The following is a 19,580-nucleotide window of genomic DNA, read 5'->3' as shown; positions in this document are numbered from 1 at the left end:
GCGGGCTTGCCCGCGATGACGGACATACAGACAACATCTATGTTGAATGTGCCGACCTCATCGCGGGCAAGCCCGCTCCCACATGGGGCGTCGGTGAATTTGAAAACACTGTGAGGACACCGTTTTGCGCTCTACCGAAGTCGTGATCATTGGCGCTGGCGCCGCAGGGTTGATGTGTGCACTGACCGCCGCCGGGCGCGGGCGTCAGGTGATGCTGCTCGACCACGCGAACAAGGCCGGCAAGAAAATCCTGATGTCCGGCGGTGGGCGCTGCAACTTCACCAACATGTACACCGAACCGAGCAATTTTCTCTCGCAGAATGCGCATTTCTGCAAATCCGCGCTGGCCCGCTACACCCAGTGGGACTTCATCGGCATGGTCGCCAAGCACGGCGTGCCGTACCACGAGAAAAAACTCGGCCAACTGTTCTGCGATAACAAATCCAGCGACATCCTCGGCATGTTGCTGGACGAATGCGATCAGGTCGGCGTCAATCTGCACCTCGACACATCGATCCAGACCATCGAGAAGGTTGAGGGCGGTTACCTGCTCGACACCACCCTCGGCCAGATCCAGTGCCAGTCGCTGGTGATCGCCACTGGCGGCCTGTCGATCCCGACATTGGGCGCGACCGGTTTCGGTTATCAGGTCGCCAAACAGTTCGGCCACGAACTGCTGCCGACCCGCGCCGGTCTGGTACCGTTCACCATCACCGACCAGCTCAAGGAGTTGTGCACCGAACTGTCCGGCACTTCGGTGGATTGTCTGGTCAGCTGCAACGACCAGAGCTTTCGCGAGAACATCCTGTTCACGCACCGTGGCCTGAGCGGTCCGGCGATTCTGCAGATTTCCTCGTTCTGGGAGCCGGGCGACACGGTCGAGATCAACCTGTTGCCCGACCACGACGCCGCGAGCTGGCTGCAACAGCAAACCGCCGAGCGTCCGAACAGCGAACTGAAAACCCTGCTCGGCGAAATCTTCACCAAGAAGATGGCCAACCTGCTGGCGGACAACTGGTTCGTCTCCAAACCGATGAAGCAGTACACCCACGCCGAACTGGCGGACATCGCCGAGAAGCTGGGCAGCTGGAAAGTCGTCCCGGCCGGCACCGAAGGCTACCGCACCGCCGAAGTCACCCTCGGTGGCGTCGACACCCGCGAAGTCTCGTCCAAGACCATGGAATCGCTGAAAAGCCCGGGCCTGTACTTTGTCGGCGAAGTGCTGGATGTCACCGGGCATCTGGGCGGATTCAACTTCCAGTGGGCCTGGGCATCGGGTTACGCGGCGGCGCAATACGTCTGATTCGAAGGCCGTGCGGAACACTTTTTGCTGTCAGATGTGATCGGCGCCATTGCGTCGGCGTCATTACTGGCTCAATTTAGCGGCATCGCCTCGGAAGGCCTTCGCACTTCATGTCCTCGACCTCGTTTCGTCAGTCTTTGCGGCGCCTGTGGGCGCTGGATAAATTCAGCTACAGCGTGCGGGTGTTCATCGCCCTGACCGGCAGCATGGCGCTGTGCTGGTATCAGGATGAAATGGGGCTGCTGATCCCGTTGTTCCTGGGGATCATCGCCAGCGCCCTGGCCGAGACCGACGACAGCTGGCAGGGCCGCCTCAACGCACTGGCGGTGACGCTGGTGTGTTTCAGCGTCGCGGCGCTGTCCGTGGAACTGCTGTTCCCCTACCCCATCGTTTTCGTCATCGCTTTGGCACTCGCCAGTTTCGGCCTGACCATGCTCGGTGCGCTCGGCGAGCGTTATGGCGCAATTGCTTCAGCGACCCTGATTCTCTCCGTCTACACCATGATCGGCGTGGATCAGCGCGGTGGTGCGGTCACGGACTTCTGGCATGAGCCGATGCTGCTGGTGGCCGGCGCCGCGTGGTACGGCCTGCTGTCGGTGCTGTGGCAGGCGATGTTTTCCAATCAGCCGGTGCAGCAGAGTCTGGCGCGGCTGTTCCGCGAACTCGGCTATTACCTGAAGCTGAAATCCTCGCTGTTCGAGCCGATCCGTCATATGGATGTCGAAGCACGGCGACTGGAACTGGCCCAGCAGAACGGCCGGGTCGTCGCAGCCCTGAACAGCGCCAAGGAAATCATCCTGCACCGGGTCGGCAACGGTCGCCCGGGCTCGAAAGTCAGCCGTTACCTGAAGCTGTACTTCCTGGCGCAAGACATTCACGAACGCGCCAGCTCTTCGCACTATCCCTATAACGCGCTGGCCGATGCGTTTTTCCACAGCGATGTCTTGTTCCGCTGCCAGCGCCTGCTGCGCCAGCAAGGCAAGGCCTGCCGGGCGCTGGCCGAATCGATTCAGATGCGTCAGCCGTTCATCTACGACGCGAGTTTCGCCGAAGCACTGAGCGACCTGCACGCTTCCCTCGAACACCTGCGCATCCAGAGCAACCCGGCCTGGCGCGGACTGCTCCGTTCGTTGCGCGCACTGGCGGCCAACCTCGGCACCCTCGACCGTTTGCTCAGCGACGCCAGCAACCCCGACGCCCTGGCGGATGCCACCGACAGCAGCCTGCTCGACCGCTCGCCGCGCAACTTCAAGGATGTGTGGATTCGCCTGCGCACGCAGCTGACGCCGACCTCGCTGCTGTTCCGCCACGCCCTGCGTTTGCCACTGGCGTTGAGCATCGGCTACGGCATGGTGCATCTGATTCACCCGTCGCAAGGCTACTGGATCATCCTCACCACGCTGTTCGTCTGCCAGCCGAACTACGGCGCCACCCGGCGCAAACTCGGCCAGCGGATTTTCGGCACGGCGATCGGCCTGACGATTGCCTGGGCGCTGTTCGATCTGTTCCCGAATCCGCTGGTGCAGTCGTGCTTCGCCATCGCCGCCGGCGTGGTGTTCTTTACCAACCGCACCACCCGCTACACCGTGGCCACCGCCGCGATCACGATCATGGTGCTGTTCTGCTTCAACCAGGTCGGCGACGGCTACGGGCTGTTTGTGCCGAGGCTGTTCGATACCTTGCTCGGCAGCCTGATCGCGGGGCTTGCGGTATTCCTGTTCCTGCCGGACTGGCAGGGTCGGCGCCTGAACAAAGTGCTGGCCAACACCCTCACCTGCAACAGCATTTACCTGCGCCAGATCATGCAGCAATACGCCGCCGGCAAGAGCGACGACCTCGCCTATCGCCTGGCCCGACGCAACGCGCACAACGCCGACGCGGCGCTGTCGACTACGCTGGCGAACATGCTGATGGAGCCTGGGCATTTCCGGAAGGAAGCCGACGTGGGCTTCCGTTTCCTGGTGCTGTCGCACACCTTGCTCAGCTATCTGTCAGGCCTCGGCGCACACCGGGAAACCCAGCTGCCGGCCGAAGTGCGCGAACACCTGATCGACGGCGCCGGGGTGAGTCTGGCGGCGAGCATCGATGAAATCGCCCAAGGGCTGGCGAGCAAACAGCCGATTGCGATTCAGAGCGATGAGGAAGAGGCGCTGGCCAACGAGCTTGAGCAGATGCCGGACGAAATCGACGAAGGCCAGCGGCTGGTGCAGACGCAACTGGCGCTGATCTGCCGCCAGCTCGGACCGTTGCGCACGCTGGCGGCGCACCTGATCAAAGACACCGCCGAAGATTGAGCCGCCTCACATTCCGTGCTGCCTGAGCAGCTTGTCATAGCTGCCATCGGCCTTCATCGATGCAATTGCCTTGTCGAACCCGGCCACGATCTGTTCGTGCTGCGGGTTCTTCAGGCTGACCAGAATGTGCAGGCTGTTCTCGCTCAGCGGTTTCGGCAGGAACTCCACCGCGTTTCGTACCTTCGGTGACTCCCGGGCCAGGTAATAGCGGGCGACGTATTCGTCTTCCAGCGTCAGCTTGACCCGGTCCGCCGCCAGCATGCGCACGGCCATCGCGAAGTTATGCACAGGGACTTTCTGCAACGCGGTGTCGGCATCGAACGGCGCCGAATAGGCGTAGCCGCGCACTACGGCAATCGGATAGGTGTGCAGTTCCTGCAGGTTGTTGTATTCGATGGGCGCGTCTTTGCGCTTGAGAAAACGCACGCGATTGAGCAGGTACTCGGCAGAAAACTGCCCCAGCTTCGTGCGCTCGTCGTTGTACCAGGCGTTGACCAGCACGTCGTAACGTCCTTCGCCAACCCCCATCAACGCCCGCGCCCACGGCACCTGCTCGTAACCGCTGGCATAACCGGCACGGGCCAGGGCCGTACTGACGATGTCGGTCGCCAGCCCACCGTTGACCAGCGTGTCATCGGTAAAGGGCGGCCAGACGTCGAATACCAGACGCAATTTCTCCGCTGCAGCGCTTTGACCCAGCAACAGCAATCCGATCAAAGCAAAGGCTCGATGCAATCGCGGCATGCTTGAAAATCCTTAGCGGGCGGGCCGCCCGGCGTGTTTTCAGTCAAAACCCCAAGGCCCCTTACCGGCGAATCCCAGGCCCTAACATTAGCTCATTGAAGCCATTGCACAGCGCTTCCCAGCAGATTACACAAAGTAAGGCGGGCCGCGATATTGGAATGATGGCATTTTGGCCTTTGTCACAGATTTCTCAGCCATACAGACATATTTCGGCGCTGCGCTTAGTATCGGGCGACGTAGTTCAAGGAATCGGAAGATGACAATCGAGTGGGTCTGCAAACATCACAGCGATCTGGGACTGGAGCAGCTGTACGCCATCTTGAAATTGCGCTCGGAAGTGTTCGTGGTCGAACAGCGCTGCGCGTATCTGGATCCGGACGGTCAGGATCTGGACGGTGACACCTGCCATTTGATGGGCTGGGACGGTGATCAGCTGGTAGCGTACCTGCGCCTGCTGGATCCGGAATCCCAGGGTGGCGACGTAGTGATCGGCCGCGTGCTCACGGCGCCTGCCGGGCGTGGCAAAGGGCTGGGGCATGAAATGATGGAACAGGCGCTGAAACAGGCCGAGAAGCGTTGGCCTGAAGTGCCGATCTATCTGTCGGCCCAGGCGCATTTGCAGGGGTATTACGGGCGCTACGGGTTTGTGGTGGCGGGTGAGGAATATCTTGAGGATGACATTCCGCATATTGGAATGCGGCGGTCCTGAAAAGCTCCCTCACCCTAACCCTCTCCCAGAGGGAGAGGGGACTGACCGAGTTGTCTTGCGCTATACGCCGACCTGAACGAGCTTGGCGATTATGGATTCAAAAGCGTTGGTGCACGTCGGCGTATCTCTCAAATATCCCCCAATCGGCTCCCTCTCCCTCCGGGAGAGGGCTGGGGTGAGGGCAACAATCTAAAGGCGAACACCCAAACTCAGGGATATTCGAGAACAGCCTTGATCTGCCGCAAATTCCGCTCAATCCACCCCCGATCAATCGCCCCCCACTCCCGAATCCGATAACGCCCCGCATGATTGCGCGCGCCCTCTTCCTGCTCGAACTCGCAGACGATATCCAGATCCGCCAGCGCCGCAATCGTGTCCTGCGCCGTGCGCCGGGGCATGCCGGTGACCTCGGTCAGCGCCGGCACGCTGCTTGCCAGGCCGCTGTCGATCAGGTACGCCACGTACAAGCGCCGGTAGAAACTGCTCTTGGTCTTGCTTACGTCCATGCATGCGCTCCGTTGTTTGATGTCTTATTGCATGTCCCGCCACGTCAGGTACACCCGCAGGTCGAACTCGACCTGGTGGTAGCCCGGCAGCATGTGCTCACATAACTTATAGAACGCCTTGTTGTGATCCGACTCCTTGAAGTGCGCCAGCTCGTGCACGACGATCATCTTCAGAAACTCCGGCGCGGCATCCTTGAACAGCGAGGCGATGCGAATCTCTTTCTTGGCCTTGAGCTTGCCGCCCTGCACCCGCGAAACCGTGGTGTGCAGGCCGAGGGCGCGGTGGGTCAGGTCGAGGCGGTTGTCGAACAGCACCTTGTCGATGGCCGGGGCGTTGCGAAGGTATTCCTGCTTCAGATCCAGCGCGTAGCCGTACAACGCCTTGTCGCTCTGCACATCGTGGCGACCCGGATAACGTTGGCTCAGGTAATCACCGAGGCGGTTGTCGGCGATCAATTGGCGCACCTGATCCTGCAGATTCGCGGGATAGGCCTGGAGGTATTTCAACGCAGTCATGGGGCGGCACGGGTCATGAAAAGGCCGCCAGTGTAGCGAATTCAACCGGCCAACGCGCTCCAGTCGAATGGCTCGGTAAAGCGTGCGGTGTCCTCGGCGACCAACGGCCGCGCCACCAGGAAACCTTGCACGTACTCGCAACCATGGGCTTGCAGCCACTGGTATTGCTCGACGGTTTCCACGCCTTCGGCAATCACCAGCAAGCCGTATTCCTTGCACAGGTCGATGACCGTGCGCACCAGCGAAGCGTCGCGGGACGAGTCCGGCAATCGGGCGATCAGGTGCCGATCGAGCTTGAGGGTGTCCAGTTCCAGATCGCGCAGATGCGACAGCGAGCAGGAGCCGGAACCGAAATCGTCCAGCGCCACCCGCACCCCGAGATTGCGCAGCAGCTTCAACTGTTTGCGGGTCTCGTCCGGGTTGATCGTCAGCGCCTCTTCGGTCACTTCCACTTCCATCTGGTGCGGCTGCAAGCCATGGCGCTCCAGCACCTGGCGCAATTCAGTGACCAGATTCGGCAGGCCGAACTGGGTGTTGCTCAGGCTCACGCCGATCACCAGATCCCTGGAGAACTCGGATTCCCAGGCCTTACGCTGCCCGGCGCTGCGATGATAAATCCAGCTGCCGAGCCGGCTGATCAGCGTCGCCTCCTCCAGCAACGGCAGAAACAGGCCCGGCGGCACATCACCGACACTCGGGTGCTGCCAACGCAGCAACGCTTCGAAACCGCGAATCTTGCCGTCACCAATCGCGACTTGCGGCTGATACACCAGATTGAAATCGCGGTTCTCGATGGCGTTGCGCACACTCTCTTCCAGCATCAATCGCGAGCGCGCACGACCGTTCATTTCGTGATCGTAGAAGCGATATTGCTGCCGCCCGGCACGCTTGGCCTCATACATGGCGATGTCCGAGGCGCGCATCAGACCGTCGAGGTTGTTGCCGCAATCCGGGTAGGTGGCGATGCCAATACTCGCGCCCAGCGCAATATCGAGGCCTTCGATCTGCTGACAGATCGAAACCCGTTCGATGAGCTTCTCGGCAATCTTCGCCGCTTGTTCGGGGAATTCCAGATCCAGCAGCGCGGTGAACTCGTCACCGCCCATCCGCGCCAGAATGTCGAATGGCCGCAGGCAGGCTTTCAGTTGTTCGGAGACCCAGCGCAACACCCGGTCTCCGGCATCATGGCCGAGGGAATCATTGACCCTTTTGAAGCCGTCTAGATCGAGGTACATCAGCACCCAACTGCTGTCCGTGCGCTCGCCGCGCAGTAGCAGGTTTTCCACAGTCTGGTAAAAACCCCGACGATTGAGCAGCCCGGTCAGCGGGTCGGTGACCGCCTGAAATTCCAGCTGCTGATGCAGATGACGCACCACCGACATGTCCAGCACCGTCACCACCATCGCGTGCTGTTCACTCGGCAGCGGCGCGCAAGACAGGGCCACCGGCACTTGCTGGCCCGGCGCGGTACGCAGCAACGCGTCGTGTAAGCGCAACGTCTCGCCGCGTTTGTAACCGGCATAAAACTCGGAATCGGCCCACAGCGGAATGTGCGGTTTCTGCAGGAAATCGAGAAACTCCTGCCCTTCCAGTTCCTTCACCGGCGCATTCAGCAGTCGGGAAATCGCCGGGTTGGCGAAGCGAATCAAGCCATCCTCGGCCAGCACCAGAATGCCTTCAGCGGCGTTATCCAGCACCGAGGCATTGAAGGCTCGTGCCGATTCCAGATCCTGACTCAAGCGCTGCAAGGCCCGGCGATTGCGCTGGTGCTCCAGCAACGCCTGGACTTTGGGCTTGAGAATCTGCGGATCGAAGGGTTTGAACAGGTAATCCACCGCACCGCTGGCGTAGCCTTTGATCACGGCGTCCTGGGACTGCTCGTTGGCGGTGAGGAAAATGATCGGGGTCAGGCGCGTGCGCTGGCTGCCGCGCATCAGCCGCGCGACTTCGAAACCGTCCATGCCCGGCATCTGCACATCCAGCAGCACCAGATCGACGTCGTGTTCGAGCAGCAGGCTGAGGGCTTCGAAACCGGAAGCGGCGGTCATCACCTGCCAGTCCTGGCGCTGCAGCAACGCGCGCATGCTGATCAGATTTTCAGGGTAATCATCAACGATCAAAAGGACTGAGCTGCCTTCACCTGGCTGGGGTTGCGCGCATTCCATGCTGCTTCTCTTGTCGGGACATCTCGTGTCGGGGCATCTCGGATCAGCGTTCCGGGCGGTTTCTCGTGAAAACCGTACAGTCACTGAGCCTTCACTCTAGTCCGGGATCTGTAAAAGCAGTAGCTGTCACCAAGCCATCATTTAACCAAACCGGTAAGTAGCCGACTAACGGTCACCGCTGAAGCCCCCGAAAACCGGGAAAGATGGCATTTCGACAGGATGTTGACGCCAATCATCCGCCAGACGGCCGTTAACAAAAAATCCCTCTACGCTTATAAAGGCCGCCCCCAAGAACCGCGGGCTAGAGCTTCTGGCACGCGCGTGCAACAGCAACAGAGTGGAAGAACCGACATGATCGACCTCGCAACCTGGAACCTCAGCGTTCCCGTTGGCAGCCCGCCCTACACCGTCGAAACCTCCAAACTGGTGAACGGCTTCAAGGATCAGTACTTCCATTCCGACACCGGCACCTTGTTCTTCTGGTCCCCGGTGACCGGCTCGAAAACCGAAAACGCCATCTACCCGCGCACCGAACTGCGCGAAACCTACAGCAACGGCACTCTGCGCAACTGGTACTACCCGGACGCCGACAACCTGCTGCGCGCGACCCTTTCGGTCAACAAGGTGCCCAGCTCCGGCAAGATCGTCATCGGCCAGATCCACGCCTATGAAAGCCAGAAGCCGATGCTCAAGCTTGAGTATCAATACAAAGACAAAACCGAGACCGGCAACCTGGTGATCAAACTGCGCACCCATCCGGATCAGGACGAAAGCCGCGTCATCACCCTCGCCACCGGGATCAAACTCAATCGCGAGTTCAACTACCTCATTCACCTGAGCCCCGGCGGCGCGCTGGGCGTGAGTGCGGCCGGGTATCAGTGGGATTCGCAGATCAGCGCAACGTGGCGCAACAAACCGCTGTATTTCAAGGCGGGCGTGTATGTGCAGGACAACACCGGGTACACGAGTGAAGGTGGGCAAGTGACGTTCAGCAAGCTGGATATTGATCACGATAAATAGCAGCCGCGCGACCGTTTAAGGCTTCTGTTTAAAGGCAGTTCGCGAAACGTCCCGAAGCCTACAACGGCTTGCGTCGCTGCCTACCGGTACGCCAGAATCCGCCGGCTTGTGCGCCTGGAGGGCCATCGGTAACTTGATTCGGGTCACTGATTCGCAGTGATCGGGTTTAGTAGCCCGGCAACTCCACCGTCGTACAAGCGTCCTTCAGTCAGGCCTGGCCTGTACTTGATGGTGGCTGTGCGCATGGCGCCTTCGGGTGCGCCGGGATTTGGTGGGGTTGCCCGGTCTACTAACTTGCGTACAGCCGCCACCCTTTCGTGTAGTAGCGGATTGGTCGTGGCCCTATCGGGAATCCACCAAATGTTCAAACCTACGCCTAATCCTCCAGATATCGATCTGGCCTCCCCCTACGAATCCCTCGACTCCAAAAAACTCAACGAAGCCGCCGAACGCGCCCTCGACCACTACCTCTGCCCCGGCGCCCGCATCATGGCCACGGTCAACGAACCCGACCGCATGTACTTCGCCAACCCCGCCTACAACACCGAATCCCTGCTGGCCAACGCCAGCGAAACGCTCGGCTCCGCCAGCGAAATGCTCAACAACTTCGCCGCCACCCTCCCTCCCGCCGACCGCAAAACCGCGATAGGCATTGCGCAACTGGTGATGCTTGGAGAACTGGCGGTAAATCAGGCGCTGGATCACGTATAGCCGAAATAATCCGCTCTATCTAAAAAAACCCGCTTCACGGCGGGTTTCTCGAACTGTGTTTGCACAACATGAATCTTCAAATGTTGCGGTAGCGGAACATGGACTACGTCCTATTGATCAGCCGTCTAGGTAATCAACTACGCGAAAAACGTATAGCTCGTGGCCTGACGCAAGTACAACTTGCCGAGCTCGCGGGGCTGACACGATACAAAATCATCGCAGTGGAGAAAGGCGCTCCATCTGTCAGCATGATCGCCTACGCACGCACCCTGGCAGCTCTGGATAGTGAGCTTGTGGTCATTCCAGCTGTAATGCCGACTCTTGAAGAGCTTGCGGAGTTATTCAATGATCTCTGACTTTTTGGATAATTCTTACCCCACGCAAAATCACCTCCCGTGAAAATCCGTAGACGGACTCCGTTGCAGCTACTCATCGTGCTCAACCAGATCCGCCAAGGATTTGATATCTATCCGGCTATCCACGATATCAAGCGCCATTCCCAGCGCTGTCAAAACCCTGAACACGGTGTACAGGGCCACATTCCCTCCCGCTTCAAGATCAATAATGGTCTTACGGCTGCACGCCGCTCTCTGCGCCAACAGCGCCTGGGTATAACCCTTCGCACGCCTGTACTGACGGACTCGCTCACCAAACAGCGGAGGGTTGTACAAGATCATCAATGTCACCTATATCGGACTTCAGTAAGCCGTTCCGGCTTTTTGTCCGTTATAGGTGACATCTCACGCAACGTATATGAGCTAGACATAAAAAACCCAGGCAAAAAGAAACCCGCCTCTCGGCGGGTTTCCTTCAACTCAGCTAAACACCCAGTCTCAATTGACCTTGGCGTTCAACTCACCCTTCAGATAACGCTGATACATGCTTTCCAGCGAGATCGGCTTGATCTTCGAAGCGTTGCCGGCAGTACCGAAGGCTTCGTAACGAGCGATACATACATCGCGCATCGCCTTGACGGTTTCGCCGAAGAATTTACGCGGGTCGAACTCGCTCGGGTTGGTGGCCATCAGGCGACGCATGGCGCCAGTGGATGCCAGACGCAGGTCGGTGTCGATGTTGACCTTGCGCACGCCGTGCTTGATGCCTTCGACGATTTCTTCAACCGGTACGCCGTAGGTTTCTTTGATGTCGCCGCCGTACTGGTTGATGATCGCCAGCCACTCTTGGGGAACCGACGAGGAACCGTGCATCACCAGGTGGGTGTTCGGGATGCGTTTGTGGATTTCCTTGATGCGGTCGATCGCCAGCACGTCACCGGTAGGTGGCTTGGTGAACTTGTAGGCGCCGTGGCTGGTGCCGATGGCGATGGCCAGGGCGTCGACCTGAGTCTTCTTGACGAAGTCAGCAGCTTCTTCCGGGTCGGTCAGCATCTGGCTGTGATCCAGAACGCCTTCGGCGCCGATGCCGTCTTCTTCACCGGCCATGCCGGTTTCCAGCGAACCCAGGCAGCCCAGCTCGCCTTCAACCGAAACGCCGCAGGCGTGAGCCATGGCTACGGTTTGTTGGGTCACGCGGACGTTGTATTCGTAGTCGGTCGGCGTCTTGCCGTCTTCGCCGAGGGAGCCGTCCATCATGACCGAGCTGAAGCCCAGCTGGATGGAACGCTGGCAGACGTCAGGGCTGGTGCCGTGGTCCTGGTGCATGCACACCGGGATGTGCGGGAATTCTTCGATTGCCGCCAGGATCAGGTGACGCAGGAACGGCGCACCGGCGTATTTGCGAGCGCCGGCCGAAGCCTGGACGATCACCGGGGAGTCAGTCTTGTCAGCGGCTTCCATGATGGCGCGCATCTGCTCAAGGTTGTTGACGTTGAAGGCTGGAACGCCGTAGCCGAATTCGGCTGCGTGGTCCAGCATCTGGCGCATGCTGATAAGTGCCATTGTGTGTCTCTCTCCCGGTTTGGGTCGTTAATCGTGCCAGCCTGCCGGAGCGGCGGCGGCTATTCAAGTGATTGCAGATCGGGGGTTGAGGCCCGGCCTGGTGATTCGATAAAGCAAATTCTGTTTTATTCGGCTTTGCAGCCCCGGCCGATCAGATCATTGGTGGCGACCCAGTAGACCAGGCCTTCCTCACCTTTGATGTGAAACGCCAGCATGTCGTCGCTGTACAGCGCGCCCGAGGCGCCCGGCTCTTCTTTCAGGCGATAGACCTGATCACCGCCGCCCAGGCGCACATCGACTTCCTTGCGGGCGGCATCGGTGAAGCGCCACAGCACCTTGGCCTGGCTGTCGCAGGTCCAGGTGGTCCAGTTATCCACAGGGGCGGACGACTGGAACGGGTTCCACTGCGCGCAACCACCCAACAATCCCAGTGCCGCAACGGCGATCAAGCCTTTCATCCGTGTTCCTCGACCGGCAGCGCACGCCGCCGGACTTGAGTAAAGAGTCAGACCGGTCAAGGACAACCATGTTCCTTGGCCGGGGTTTGCGTCTCGTATTTGTCCAGACCGTCCGGGCCCGAGCGCTTGTTCAGCACCGGGTTGGTTTCGGCCTGCCAGTCGGCCTGGTAACAGCCTTTCTGTGCCTCGCCGGGTGCCGGCTCCGGCGCAGCCTTCGGGTTACTCCCGCAGGCTGCCAATGTACCGGTCAGCAACAACAGCGCTAACGACTTGACCATCTGAACACTCCTTTGCCTGGCCAATCGGGCGGCCTCAGGCCTTGGCCCGGCTTTCCAGGACTTCAACGGCCGGCAACACCTTGCCTTCGACGAATTCGAGGAACGCGCCACCGCCGGTGGAAATGTAGGAAATCTTTTCAGCCACGCCATATTTATCGATGGCCGCCAGGGTGTCGCCACCACCGGCAATCGAGAACGCTGCGCTTTCGGCGATGGCCTGGGCCAGCACTTTGGTGCCGTTGCCGAACTGGTCGAATTCGAACACGCCGACCGGGCCGTTCCACAGGATGGTTTTCGACGACTTCAGCAGTTCGGCGAAGTTGGCGGCGGTTTGCGGGCCGATGTCGAGGATCATGTCGTCGGCAGCAACGTCAGCGATCAGCTTCACGGTCGCTTCGGCGCTTTCAGCGAATTCCTTGGCAACTACCACGTCGACCGGCAGCGGCACGCTGACCTTGGCGGCGATGGCGCGCGCGGTGTCCAGCAGGTCCGGCTCGTACAGCGACTTGCCGACCGGGTGACCGGCCGCAGCGAGGAAGGTGTTGGCGATACCGCCGCCGACGATCAGTTGATCGCAGATCTGGCTCAGGCTGTTCAGCACGTCGAGTTTGGTCGAGACCTTGGAACCGGCAACGATGGCAGCCATCGGCTTGGCCGGGGCGCCCAGGGCTTTGCCCAGTGCGTCGAGCTCAGCGGCCAGCAGCGGGCCGGCAGCGGCGACCTTGGCGAACTTGGCGACGCCGTGGGTCGAACCTTCGGCGCGGTGAGCGGTGCCGAAAGCGTCCATCACGAACACGTCGCACAGGGCGGCGTATTGCTGGGCGAGTTCGTCGGCGTTCTTTTTCTCGCCCTTGTTGAAGCGCACGTTTTCGAACAGCACGATGTCGCCGGCCTTGACGTCAACGCCGCCCAGGTAGTCAGCCACCAGCGGCACTTCGCGACCCAAAGCCTTGCTCAGGTAATCGGCGACTGGCTGGAGGCTGTTCTCGGCAGAGAATTCGCCTTCGGTCGGACGACCCAGGTGCGAGCAGACCATCACGGCCGCGCCTTTTTCCAGGGCCAGCTTGATGGTCGGCAGCGAAGCCAGGATACGCGCATCGCTGGTGACAACACCGTCCTTGACTGGGACGTTGAGGTCTTCGCGGATCAATACGCGCTTACCTTGCAGATCGAGGTCGGACATCTTCAACACGGTCATGGGTCGCACTTCCTACGGTTTTTTTGAAGTCGCTGTTTGCAGATAGTGTTCTGCAACATCCAGCATTCGGTTGGCAAAACCCCATTCGTTGTCGAACCAGGCCAGGATGTTCACCAGCCGTGGGCCGGAAACGCGGGTCTGACTGGCATCGACGATGGCCGAATGTGGGTCATGGTTGAAATCACAACTTGCGTGAGGCAGTTCGGTGTAGGCCAACAGACCTTTGAGCGGGCCGCTGGTGGCGGCGTCGCGCAGGATCCGGTTGACCTCGCCGGCGTCGGTGTCGCTCGCGGTCTGCATCGTGATGTCGAGGCAGGACACGTTGACCGTCGGCACGCGTACGGCTTTGGCCTGAATTCGCCCGGCAAGTTCCGGTAGCAGGCGCTCGATACCACGCGCCAGACCGGTGGACACCGGGATCACCGACTGGAACGCCGAACGGGTGCGGCGCAGGTCTTCGTGGTGATAGGCGTCGATCACCGGCTGATCGTTCATCGCCGAGTGAATCGTGGTGATCGATACGTAATCCAGGCCGACCGCCTGATCCAGCAGACGCAACAGCGGCACGCCGCAGTTGGTGGTGCAGGAGGCGTTGGACACCAGCAGTTCGTCGCCGGTCAGGCAATCCTGATTGACGCCGTAGACGATGGTGGCGTCGACATCCGCCTCGCTGGCCATCGGCTGCGAAAACAGCACACGCGGCGCGCCGGCGTCGAGGAAACGCTGGCCGTCTGCGCGGGTGTGGTAGGCGCCGGAGCATTCGAGCACCAGATCGACGCCCAGCGACGCCCAATCGATGCCTTCGGGGGTGGCACTGCGCAGGACCTTCACGCAGTCGCCATTAATATGCAGACAATCGCCGTCGACCTTCACCTCGCCGGGGAACCGGCCATGAGTGGAGTCGAAGCGTGTCAGGTATTCGATGCTGGCCATGTCGGCCAGATCGTTGATCGCGACAATCTCAAACCCTGCCGCCGAGCCTCGCTCGAACAACGCACGCAAGACGCAACGACCAATCCGGCCGTAGCCGTTGAGTGCAACTTTGTAGGGACGCGGTTGAGGCATGGGGTTCTCGATTACCGTGGTGAATCAGGCAGTGCGATGTTGCCTGACCGACCGCCATCGCGGGCAAGCCCGCTCCCACATGGACGATGTAGATCCCTGTGGGAGCGGGCTTGCCCGCGATGGCGTCAGTCAAGACGACATCTATTCTGAATCAGTCTTCCAGCAGCTCTTCAGCCTGACCCAGGATGTTTTCCAGGGTGAAGCCGAACTCTTCGAACAGTGCCGAAGCCGGAGCCGATTCGCCGTAGGTGGTCATGCCGATCACGCGACCTTCCAGACCCACGTACTTGAACCAGAAGTCGGCGTGGGCCGCTTCGATCGCGATACGCGCGCCAACCTGCAACGGCAGGACCGATTGCTTGTAGCTGGCGTCCTGAGCGTCGAACGCGCTGGTGCATGGCATGGAAACCACGCGCACCTTGCGGCCTTGCTCGGTCAGTTTGTCGTAGGCCTGAACGGCCAGACCGACTTCCGAACCGGTCGCGATCAGGATCAGCTCAGGCTCGCCTGCGCAGTCCTTCAGCACATAGCCACCACGGCGGATGTCGGCAATCTGGCCGGCATCACGGGTTTGGTGCTGCAGGTTCTGACGCGAGAAGATCAGCGCCGACGGGCCGTCCTTGCGTTCCAGAGCGTTTTTCCAGGCCACGGCCGATTCAACGGCATCGGCTGGACGCCAGGTGTCGAGGTTCGGCGTGCTGCGCAGGCTGGTCAGTTGCTCGATCGGCTGGTGCGTCGGGCCGTCTTCGCCCAGACCGATGGAGTCGTGGGTGTAGACGTGGATCACACGCTGCTTCATCAGAGCGGACATGCGCACTGCGTTGCGGGCGTATTCCATGAACATCAGGAAGGTCGCGCCGTAAGGCACCAGACCGCCGTGCAGGGCAACGCCGTTCATGATGGCGGTCATGCCGAATTCGCGCACGCCGTAGTACATGTAGTTGCCGCTGGCGTCTTCGGCGCTGACGCCTTTGCAGCCTTTCCACAGGGTCAGGTTGGAACCGGCCAGGTCAGCCGAACCGCCCAGCACTTCCGGCAGCAGCGGGCCGAACGCGTTCAGGGCGTTCTGGCTGGCTTTACGGCTGGCGATGGTTTCGCCTTTGGCCGCGACTTCAGCGATGTAGGCATCGGCCTTCTCGGAGAAGTCGGCCGGCAGCTCGCCGCTCAGGCGACGGATCAGTTCGTTGGCTTCGGTCGGGAACGCGGCGGAGTAGGCAGCGAAACGCTGGTCCCACTCGGCTTCGGCGGCGCGGCCTTTTTCCTTGGCATCCCACTCGGCATAGATGTCGGCCGGGATTTCGAACGGGCCGTGGTTCCAGTTCAGCGCCTGACGGGTCAGGGCGATTTCCGCGTCACCCAGCGGGGCGCCGTGGCAATCTTCCTTGCCTTGCTTGTTCGGCGAACCGAAACCGATGGTGGTCTTGCAGCAGATCAGGGTCGGCAGCGGGCTCTTGCGAGCGGTCTCGATGGCGGTCTTGATCTCTTCCGGGTCGTGACCGTCGACGTTGCGGATCACTTGCCAGTTGTACGATTCGAAACGCTTCGGCGTGTCGTCGGTGAACCAGCCTTCGACTTCGCCGTCGATGGAGATGCCGTTGTCATCGTAGAAAGCGATCAGCTTGCCCAGGCCCAGCGTACCGGCCAGGGAAGCGACTTCGTGGGAAATGCCTTCCATCATGCAGCCATCACCCAGGAACACGTAGGTGTGGTGGTCGACAATGTTGTGGCCAGGACGGTTGAACTGCGCGCCCAGTACTTTTTCAGCCAGGGCGAAGCCCACGGCGTTGGCCAGACCCTGACCCAGCGGGCCGGTGGTGGTTTCAACGCCCGGGGTGTAACCGAATTCCGGGTGGCCCGGGGTACGGCTGTGCAGTTGACGGAATTGCTTCAGGTCGTCGATCGACAGGTCGTAGCCGGTCAGGTGCAGCAGCGAGTAGATCAACATCGAGCCGTGGCCGTTGGACAGCACGAAGCGGTCACGGTCGGCGAACGATGGATTGCTCGGGTTGTGCTTGAGGTAGTCGCGCCAAAGCACTTCGGCGATATCTGCCATACCCATAGGGGCACCGGGATGGCCGCTGTTGGCTTTTTGCACGGCATCCATGCTGAGGGCACGAATGGCGTTGGCACGCTCACGACGGCTAGGCATCGCTGATCTCCTGGGTGTGAATAGATTGAAACGGAAAAAAGGAGGGCATTTTCCCTCACCCGAGCGCCTCGGGGCAATGACAGATAGTCATCCGGAGGCGTTTTTCCCATGGATAACATCGGTTTCGGTTGGTGAAACCTTTCCGCTGTTCGTTTGTAGAGTTAACCGGGCAGTGAGAAGTGCAATCGAATGCGCCATCCATCGAGCAATATCAAAACTTTTTGATATAGACCTTGCGATGCCTTCCCGCCGTCACTAGACTGCCAGCCCTATGAACTTACGCGTGCCTTCCATTCGCCATGACGATTGCGACGAGCTGGCGGCCCTGTGCAAGGCCGGCGGCGATCCGCTGCGGCTGAATGTATTGCGCGCCCTGGCCAACGACTCGTTCGGCGTACTGGAACTGGCGCAGATTTTCGATATCGGCCAGTCCGGCATGAGCCATCACCTTAAAGTGCTGGCGCAGGCGGATCTGGTGGCGACTCGCCGTGAAGGCAATGCGGTGTTCTATCGCCGCGCCCTGCCCCACACCGAGTTGCTGGGCGGCAAGCTGCACGCGGCATTGTTAGAAGAAGTCGACAATCTGGCGCTGCCCGCCGACGTGGAAACCCGGATCGCACAGGTTCACGGGCAACGCGCGGCCAACAGCCAGGACTTTTTCGCCCGGGTCGCGGAGAAATTCCGCGCCCAGCAGGATTTGATTGCCGGCCTGCCGCAATACCGTGAAAGCGTGCTGGCCCTGCTCGACAAACTGAATTTCAATGGCGCTGCCACGGCCATTGAAGTCGGCCCCGGCGATGGTGCATTCCTGCCGGAACTGGCGCGCCGCTTCGGCACCGTAACCGCACTGGACAACAGCGCGGCGATGCTCGAACTGGCACGCCAGGTATGTGAACGTGAAAAGCTGGCTAACGTCAGCCTGCAATTGGCCGATGCATTGAATGGCGTAAGTCTTCAGGCCGATTGCGTGGTGTTGAACATGGTGTTGCACCATTTCGCCGCGCCGGCCGAAGCGCTCAAGCACATGGCCAGCCTGCTGCAACCGGGCGGTAGCCTGCTCGTGACAGAGTTATGTAGCCACAACCAGAGTTGGGCCAGGGAGGCCTGCGGTGATCTGTGGTTGGGGTTTGAACAGGACGATCTGGCCCGTTGGGCCACCGCTGCGGGACTCGTTCCCGGGGAAAGCCTCTATGTAGGCTTACGTAATGGTTTCCAGATCCAGGTTCGCCATTTTCAGCGACCGGCTGGCGACACTCACCATCGGTAAATTCAGGAAAACATCGAGATGAGCGAATACTCCCTCTTCACCTCCGAGTCCGTGTCTGAAGGACATCCGGACAAAATCGCCGACCAGATTTCCGATGCAGTGCTGGACGCCATCATCGCCCAGGACAAGCACGCACGCGTTGCGGTGGAAACCCTGGTCAAGACTGGCGTGGCCATCGTTGCCGGTGAAGTGACCACCAGCGCCTGGGTCGACCTGGAGCAGATCGTTCGTGACGTGATCTGCGACATCGGCTACACCAGCTCCGACGTCGGCTTCGACGGCGCGACCTGCGGCGTGATGAACATCATCGGCAAGCAGTCCCCTGACATCAACCAGGGTGTTGACCGTGCCAAGCCTGAAGATCAGGGCGCCGGCGACCAGGGCCTGATGTTCGGCTACGCCAGCAACGAAACCGACGTGCTGATGCCAGCACCGATCACCTTCTCGCACCAGCTGGTGCAGCGTCAGGCCGAAGCCCGTAAATCGGGTCTGCTGCCTTGGCTGCGTCCGGACGCCAAGTCGCAAGTGACCTGCCGTTACGAAGGCGGCAAGGTTGTCGGTATCGACGCCGTGGTTCTGTCGACCCAGCACAACCCTGAAGTGTCGTACAACGACCTGCGCGAAGGCGTGATGGAGCTGATCGTCAAGCACGTACTGCCTGCCGAACTGCTGAGCAAGGACACCCAGTTCCACATCAACCCGACCGGCCAGTTCATCATTGGCGGCCCGGTAGGTGACTGCGGTCTGACCGGTCGCAAGATCATCGTCGACAGCTACGGCGGCATGGCCCGTCACGGCGGCGGCGCGTTCTCCGGTAAAGATCCATCCAAGGTTGACCGTTCGGCTGCCTACGCTGGCCGTTATGTTGCCAAGAACATCGTGGCTGCCGGCCTGGCCGAGCGTTGCGAGATCCAGGTCTCCTACGCGATCGGTGTGGCCCAGCCTACCTCGATCTCGCTGAACACCTTCGGCACCGGCAAGATCAGCGATGACAAGATCATCAAACTGGTCCGCGAAGTGTTCGACCTGCGTCCATACGCGATCACCACCATGCTGGACCTGCTGCACCCGATGTACCAGGAAACTGCAGCCTACGGCCACTTCGGCCGTGCTCCGCAGACCAAGACTGTTGGCGAAGACACCTTCTCCACGTTCACCTGGGAAAAAACCGACCGCGCCGACGCTCTGCGTTCCGCTGCCGGCCTGTAATTTTCCTGGCGGTACAAGAAGCCCCGCACGGTTCGCCGTGCGGGGCTTTTTCGTGGTCGCGAAACAACCGGCAAAACAGCCGCCCGGCCC

Annotated in this window: 19 protein-coding genes; 8 read left to right on the top strand and 11 right to left on the bottom strand. The window is 60.5% G+C overall.

The features are described 5' to 3' along the window. Positions 1-124: 124 nt before the first annotated feature. Both M5G18_RS22340 and yccS read left to right on the top strand, forming a co-directional pair. Positions 125-1,303 carry a BaiN/RdsA family NAD(P)/FAD-dependent oxidoreductase gene (locus tag M5G18_RS22340; RefSeq protein WP_102716747.1) on the top strand — a complete coding sequence of 393 codons (1,179 nt, stop codon included), beginning with the start codon at positions 125-127 and terminating at the stop codon, positions 1,301-1,303. A gap of 110 nt (positions 1,304-1,413) precedes the next feature. Next, positions 1,414-3,597, top strand: coding sequence for a YccS family putative transporter (yccS, locus tag M5G18_RS22335; protein WP_273896227.1), 2,184 nt, complete (start codon positions 1,414-1,416; stop codon positions 3,595-3,597). A 6-nt stretch (positions 3,598-3,603) separates the two neighbouring features. On the opposite strand, the gene M5G18_RS22330 is transcribed toward yccS, so the two are convergent. Continuing rightward, on the bottom strand, positions 3,604-4,341 hold the full coding sequence (locus tag M5G18_RS22330; protein WP_064380188.1) for a substrate-binding periplasmic protein: 738 nt from the start codon (positions 4,339-4,341) through the stop codon (positions 3,604-3,606). Positions 4,342-4,597: 256 nt separating this feature from the next. Between M5G18_RS22330 and M5G18_RS22325 the strand changes: the two genes are divergently transcribed. Next, on the top strand, positions 4,598-5,050 hold the full coding sequence (locus tag M5G18_RS22325; protein WP_011336314.1) for a GNAT family N-acetyltransferase: 453 nt from the start codon (positions 4,598-4,600) through the stop codon (positions 5,048-5,050). Positions 5,051-5,259: 209 nt separating this feature from the next. Here the strand turns inward: M5G18_RS22325 and M5G18_RS22320 are convergent, their stop codons facing one another. The 3 genes from M5G18_RS22320 to M5G18_RS22310 are packed head-to-tail and all read right to left on the bottom strand — an operon-like array spanning position 5,260 to position 8,237. Further along, entirely contained in the window at positions 5,260-5,556 is a 297-nt protein-coding gene (locus M5G18_RS22320) for a winged helix-turn-helix domain-containing protein (protein ID WP_007894945.1), read from the bottom strand. Between the two features lie 24 nt (positions 5,557-5,580). Beyond that, positions 5,581-6,072, bottom strand: a complete 492-nt coding sequence (locus M5G18_RS22315; protein ID WP_007959720.1) for a M48 metallopeptidase family protein — start codon at positions 6,070-6,072, stop codon at positions 5,581-5,583. Between the two features lie 41 nt (positions 6,073-6,113). Then, positions 6,114-8,237 carry a putative bifunctional diguanylate cyclase/phosphodiesterase gene (locus tag M5G18_RS22310; RefSeq protein ID WP_273896220.1) on the bottom strand — a complete coding sequence of 708 codons (2,124 nt, stop codon included), beginning with the start codon at positions 8,235-8,237 and terminating at the stop codon, positions 6,114-6,116. A gap of 351 nt (positions 8,238-8,588) precedes the next feature. Here M5G18_RS22310 and M5G18_RS22305 point away from each other — a divergent pair, with 351 nt between their 5' ends. The 3 genes from M5G18_RS22305 to M5G18_RS22295 all read left to right on the top strand — a co-directional run bounded on the left by M5G18_RS22305 (position 8,589) and on the right by M5G18_RS22295 (position 10,324). Beyond that, positions 8,589-9,257 (top strand): polysaccharide lyase family 7 protein, encoded by a 669-nt coding sequence (locus M5G18_RS22305; protein WP_007959711.1) that lies wholly within the window; start codon positions 8,589-8,591, stop codon positions 9,255-9,257. A gap of 360 nt (positions 9,258-9,617) precedes the next feature. After that, complete coding sequence (locus M5G18_RS22300) at positions 9,618-9,968, top strand: DUF6124 family protein (RefSeq protein ID WP_273896218.1); 351 nt, start codon at positions 9,618-9,620, stop codon at positions 9,966-9,968. A 98-nt stretch (positions 9,969-10,066) separates the two neighbouring features. Continuing rightward, complete coding sequence (locus M5G18_RS22295) at positions 10,067-10,324, top strand: helix-turn-helix domain-containing protein (protein ID WP_273896217.1); 258 nt, start codon at positions 10,067-10,069, stop codon at positions 10,322-10,324. 69 nt (positions 10,325-10,393) lie between these two features. On the opposite strand, the gene M5G18_RS22290 is transcribed toward M5G18_RS22295, so the two are convergent. From M5G18_RS22290 to tkt, 7 genes are all read right to left on the bottom strand, one after another. Next, on the bottom strand, positions 10,394-10,645 hold the full coding sequence (locus M5G18_RS22290; protein WP_273896215.1) for a helix-turn-helix transcriptional regulator: 252 nt from the start codon (positions 10,643-10,645) through the stop codon (positions 10,394-10,396). A gap of 156 nt (positions 10,646-10,801) precedes the next feature. Further along, positions 10,802-11,866 carry a class II fructose-bisphosphate aldolase gene (fba, locus tag M5G18_RS22285; protein ID WP_007959708.1) on the bottom strand — a complete coding sequence of 355 codons (1,065 nt, stop codon included), beginning with the start codon at positions 11,864-11,866 and terminating at the stop codon, positions 10,802-10,804. 125 nt (positions 11,867-11,991) lie between these two features. Beyond that, the gene (locus M5G18_RS22280) at positions 11,992-12,324 is read right to left on the bottom strand and encodes an MliC family protein (protein WP_011336325.1); all 333 of its coding nucleotides are present in this window, start codon (positions 12,322-12,324) and stop codon (positions 11,992-11,994) included. A 56-nt stretch (positions 12,325-12,380) separates the two neighbouring features. Further along, entirely contained in the window at positions 12,381-12,602 is a 222-nt protein-coding gene (locus tag M5G18_RS22275) for a hypothetical protein (protein WP_085697808.1), read from the bottom strand. A gap of 34 nt (positions 12,603-12,636) precedes the next feature. Then, positions 12,637-13,800, bottom strand: coding sequence for a phosphoglycerate kinase (locus M5G18_RS22270; RefSeq protein WP_273896210.1), 1,164 nt, complete (start codon positions 13,798-13,800; stop codon positions 12,637-12,639). A gap of 12 nt (positions 13,801-13,812) precedes the next feature. Next, positions 13,813-14,865, bottom strand: coding sequence for an erythrose-4-phosphate dehydrogenase (gene epd / locus M5G18_RS22265; protein ID WP_007959703.1), 1,053 nt, complete (start codon positions 14,863-14,865; stop codon positions 13,813-13,815). Positions 14,866-15,016: 151 nt separating this feature from the next. Then, positions 15,017-17,014: a transketolase gene (gene tkt / locus M5G18_RS22260; RefSeq protein WP_221535732.1), complete on the bottom strand. Its 1,998-nt coding sequence runs from the start codon at positions 17,012-17,014 to the stop codon at positions 15,017-15,019. 271 nt (positions 17,015-17,285) lie between these two features. On the opposite strand from tkt, the gene M5G18_RS22255 reads away from it, so the two are divergent. Next, positions 17,286-18,281: an ArsR/SmtB family transcription factor gene (locus M5G18_RS22255; RefSeq protein ID WP_273896207.1), complete on the top strand. Its 996-nt coding sequence runs from the start codon at positions 17,286-17,288 to the stop codon at positions 18,279-18,281. An 18-nt stretch (positions 18,282-18,299) separates the two neighbouring features. Continuing rightward, complete coding sequence (gene metK / locus M5G18_RS22250) at positions 18,300-19,490, top strand: methionine adenosyltransferase (RefSeq protein WP_011336330.1); 1,191 nt, start codon at positions 18,300-18,302, stop codon at positions 19,488-19,490. Positions 19,491-19,580 lie beyond the last annotated feature (90 nt).

Origin of the sequence: Pseudomonas aphyarum, assembly GCF_028657055.1 — a bacterium.
Lineage (GTDB): Bacteria > Pseudomonadota > Gammaproteobacteria > Pseudomonadales > Pseudomonadaceae > Aquipseudomonas > Aquipseudomonas aphyarum.
This window is presented reverse-complemented; position numbering and strand designations above follow the sequence as displayed.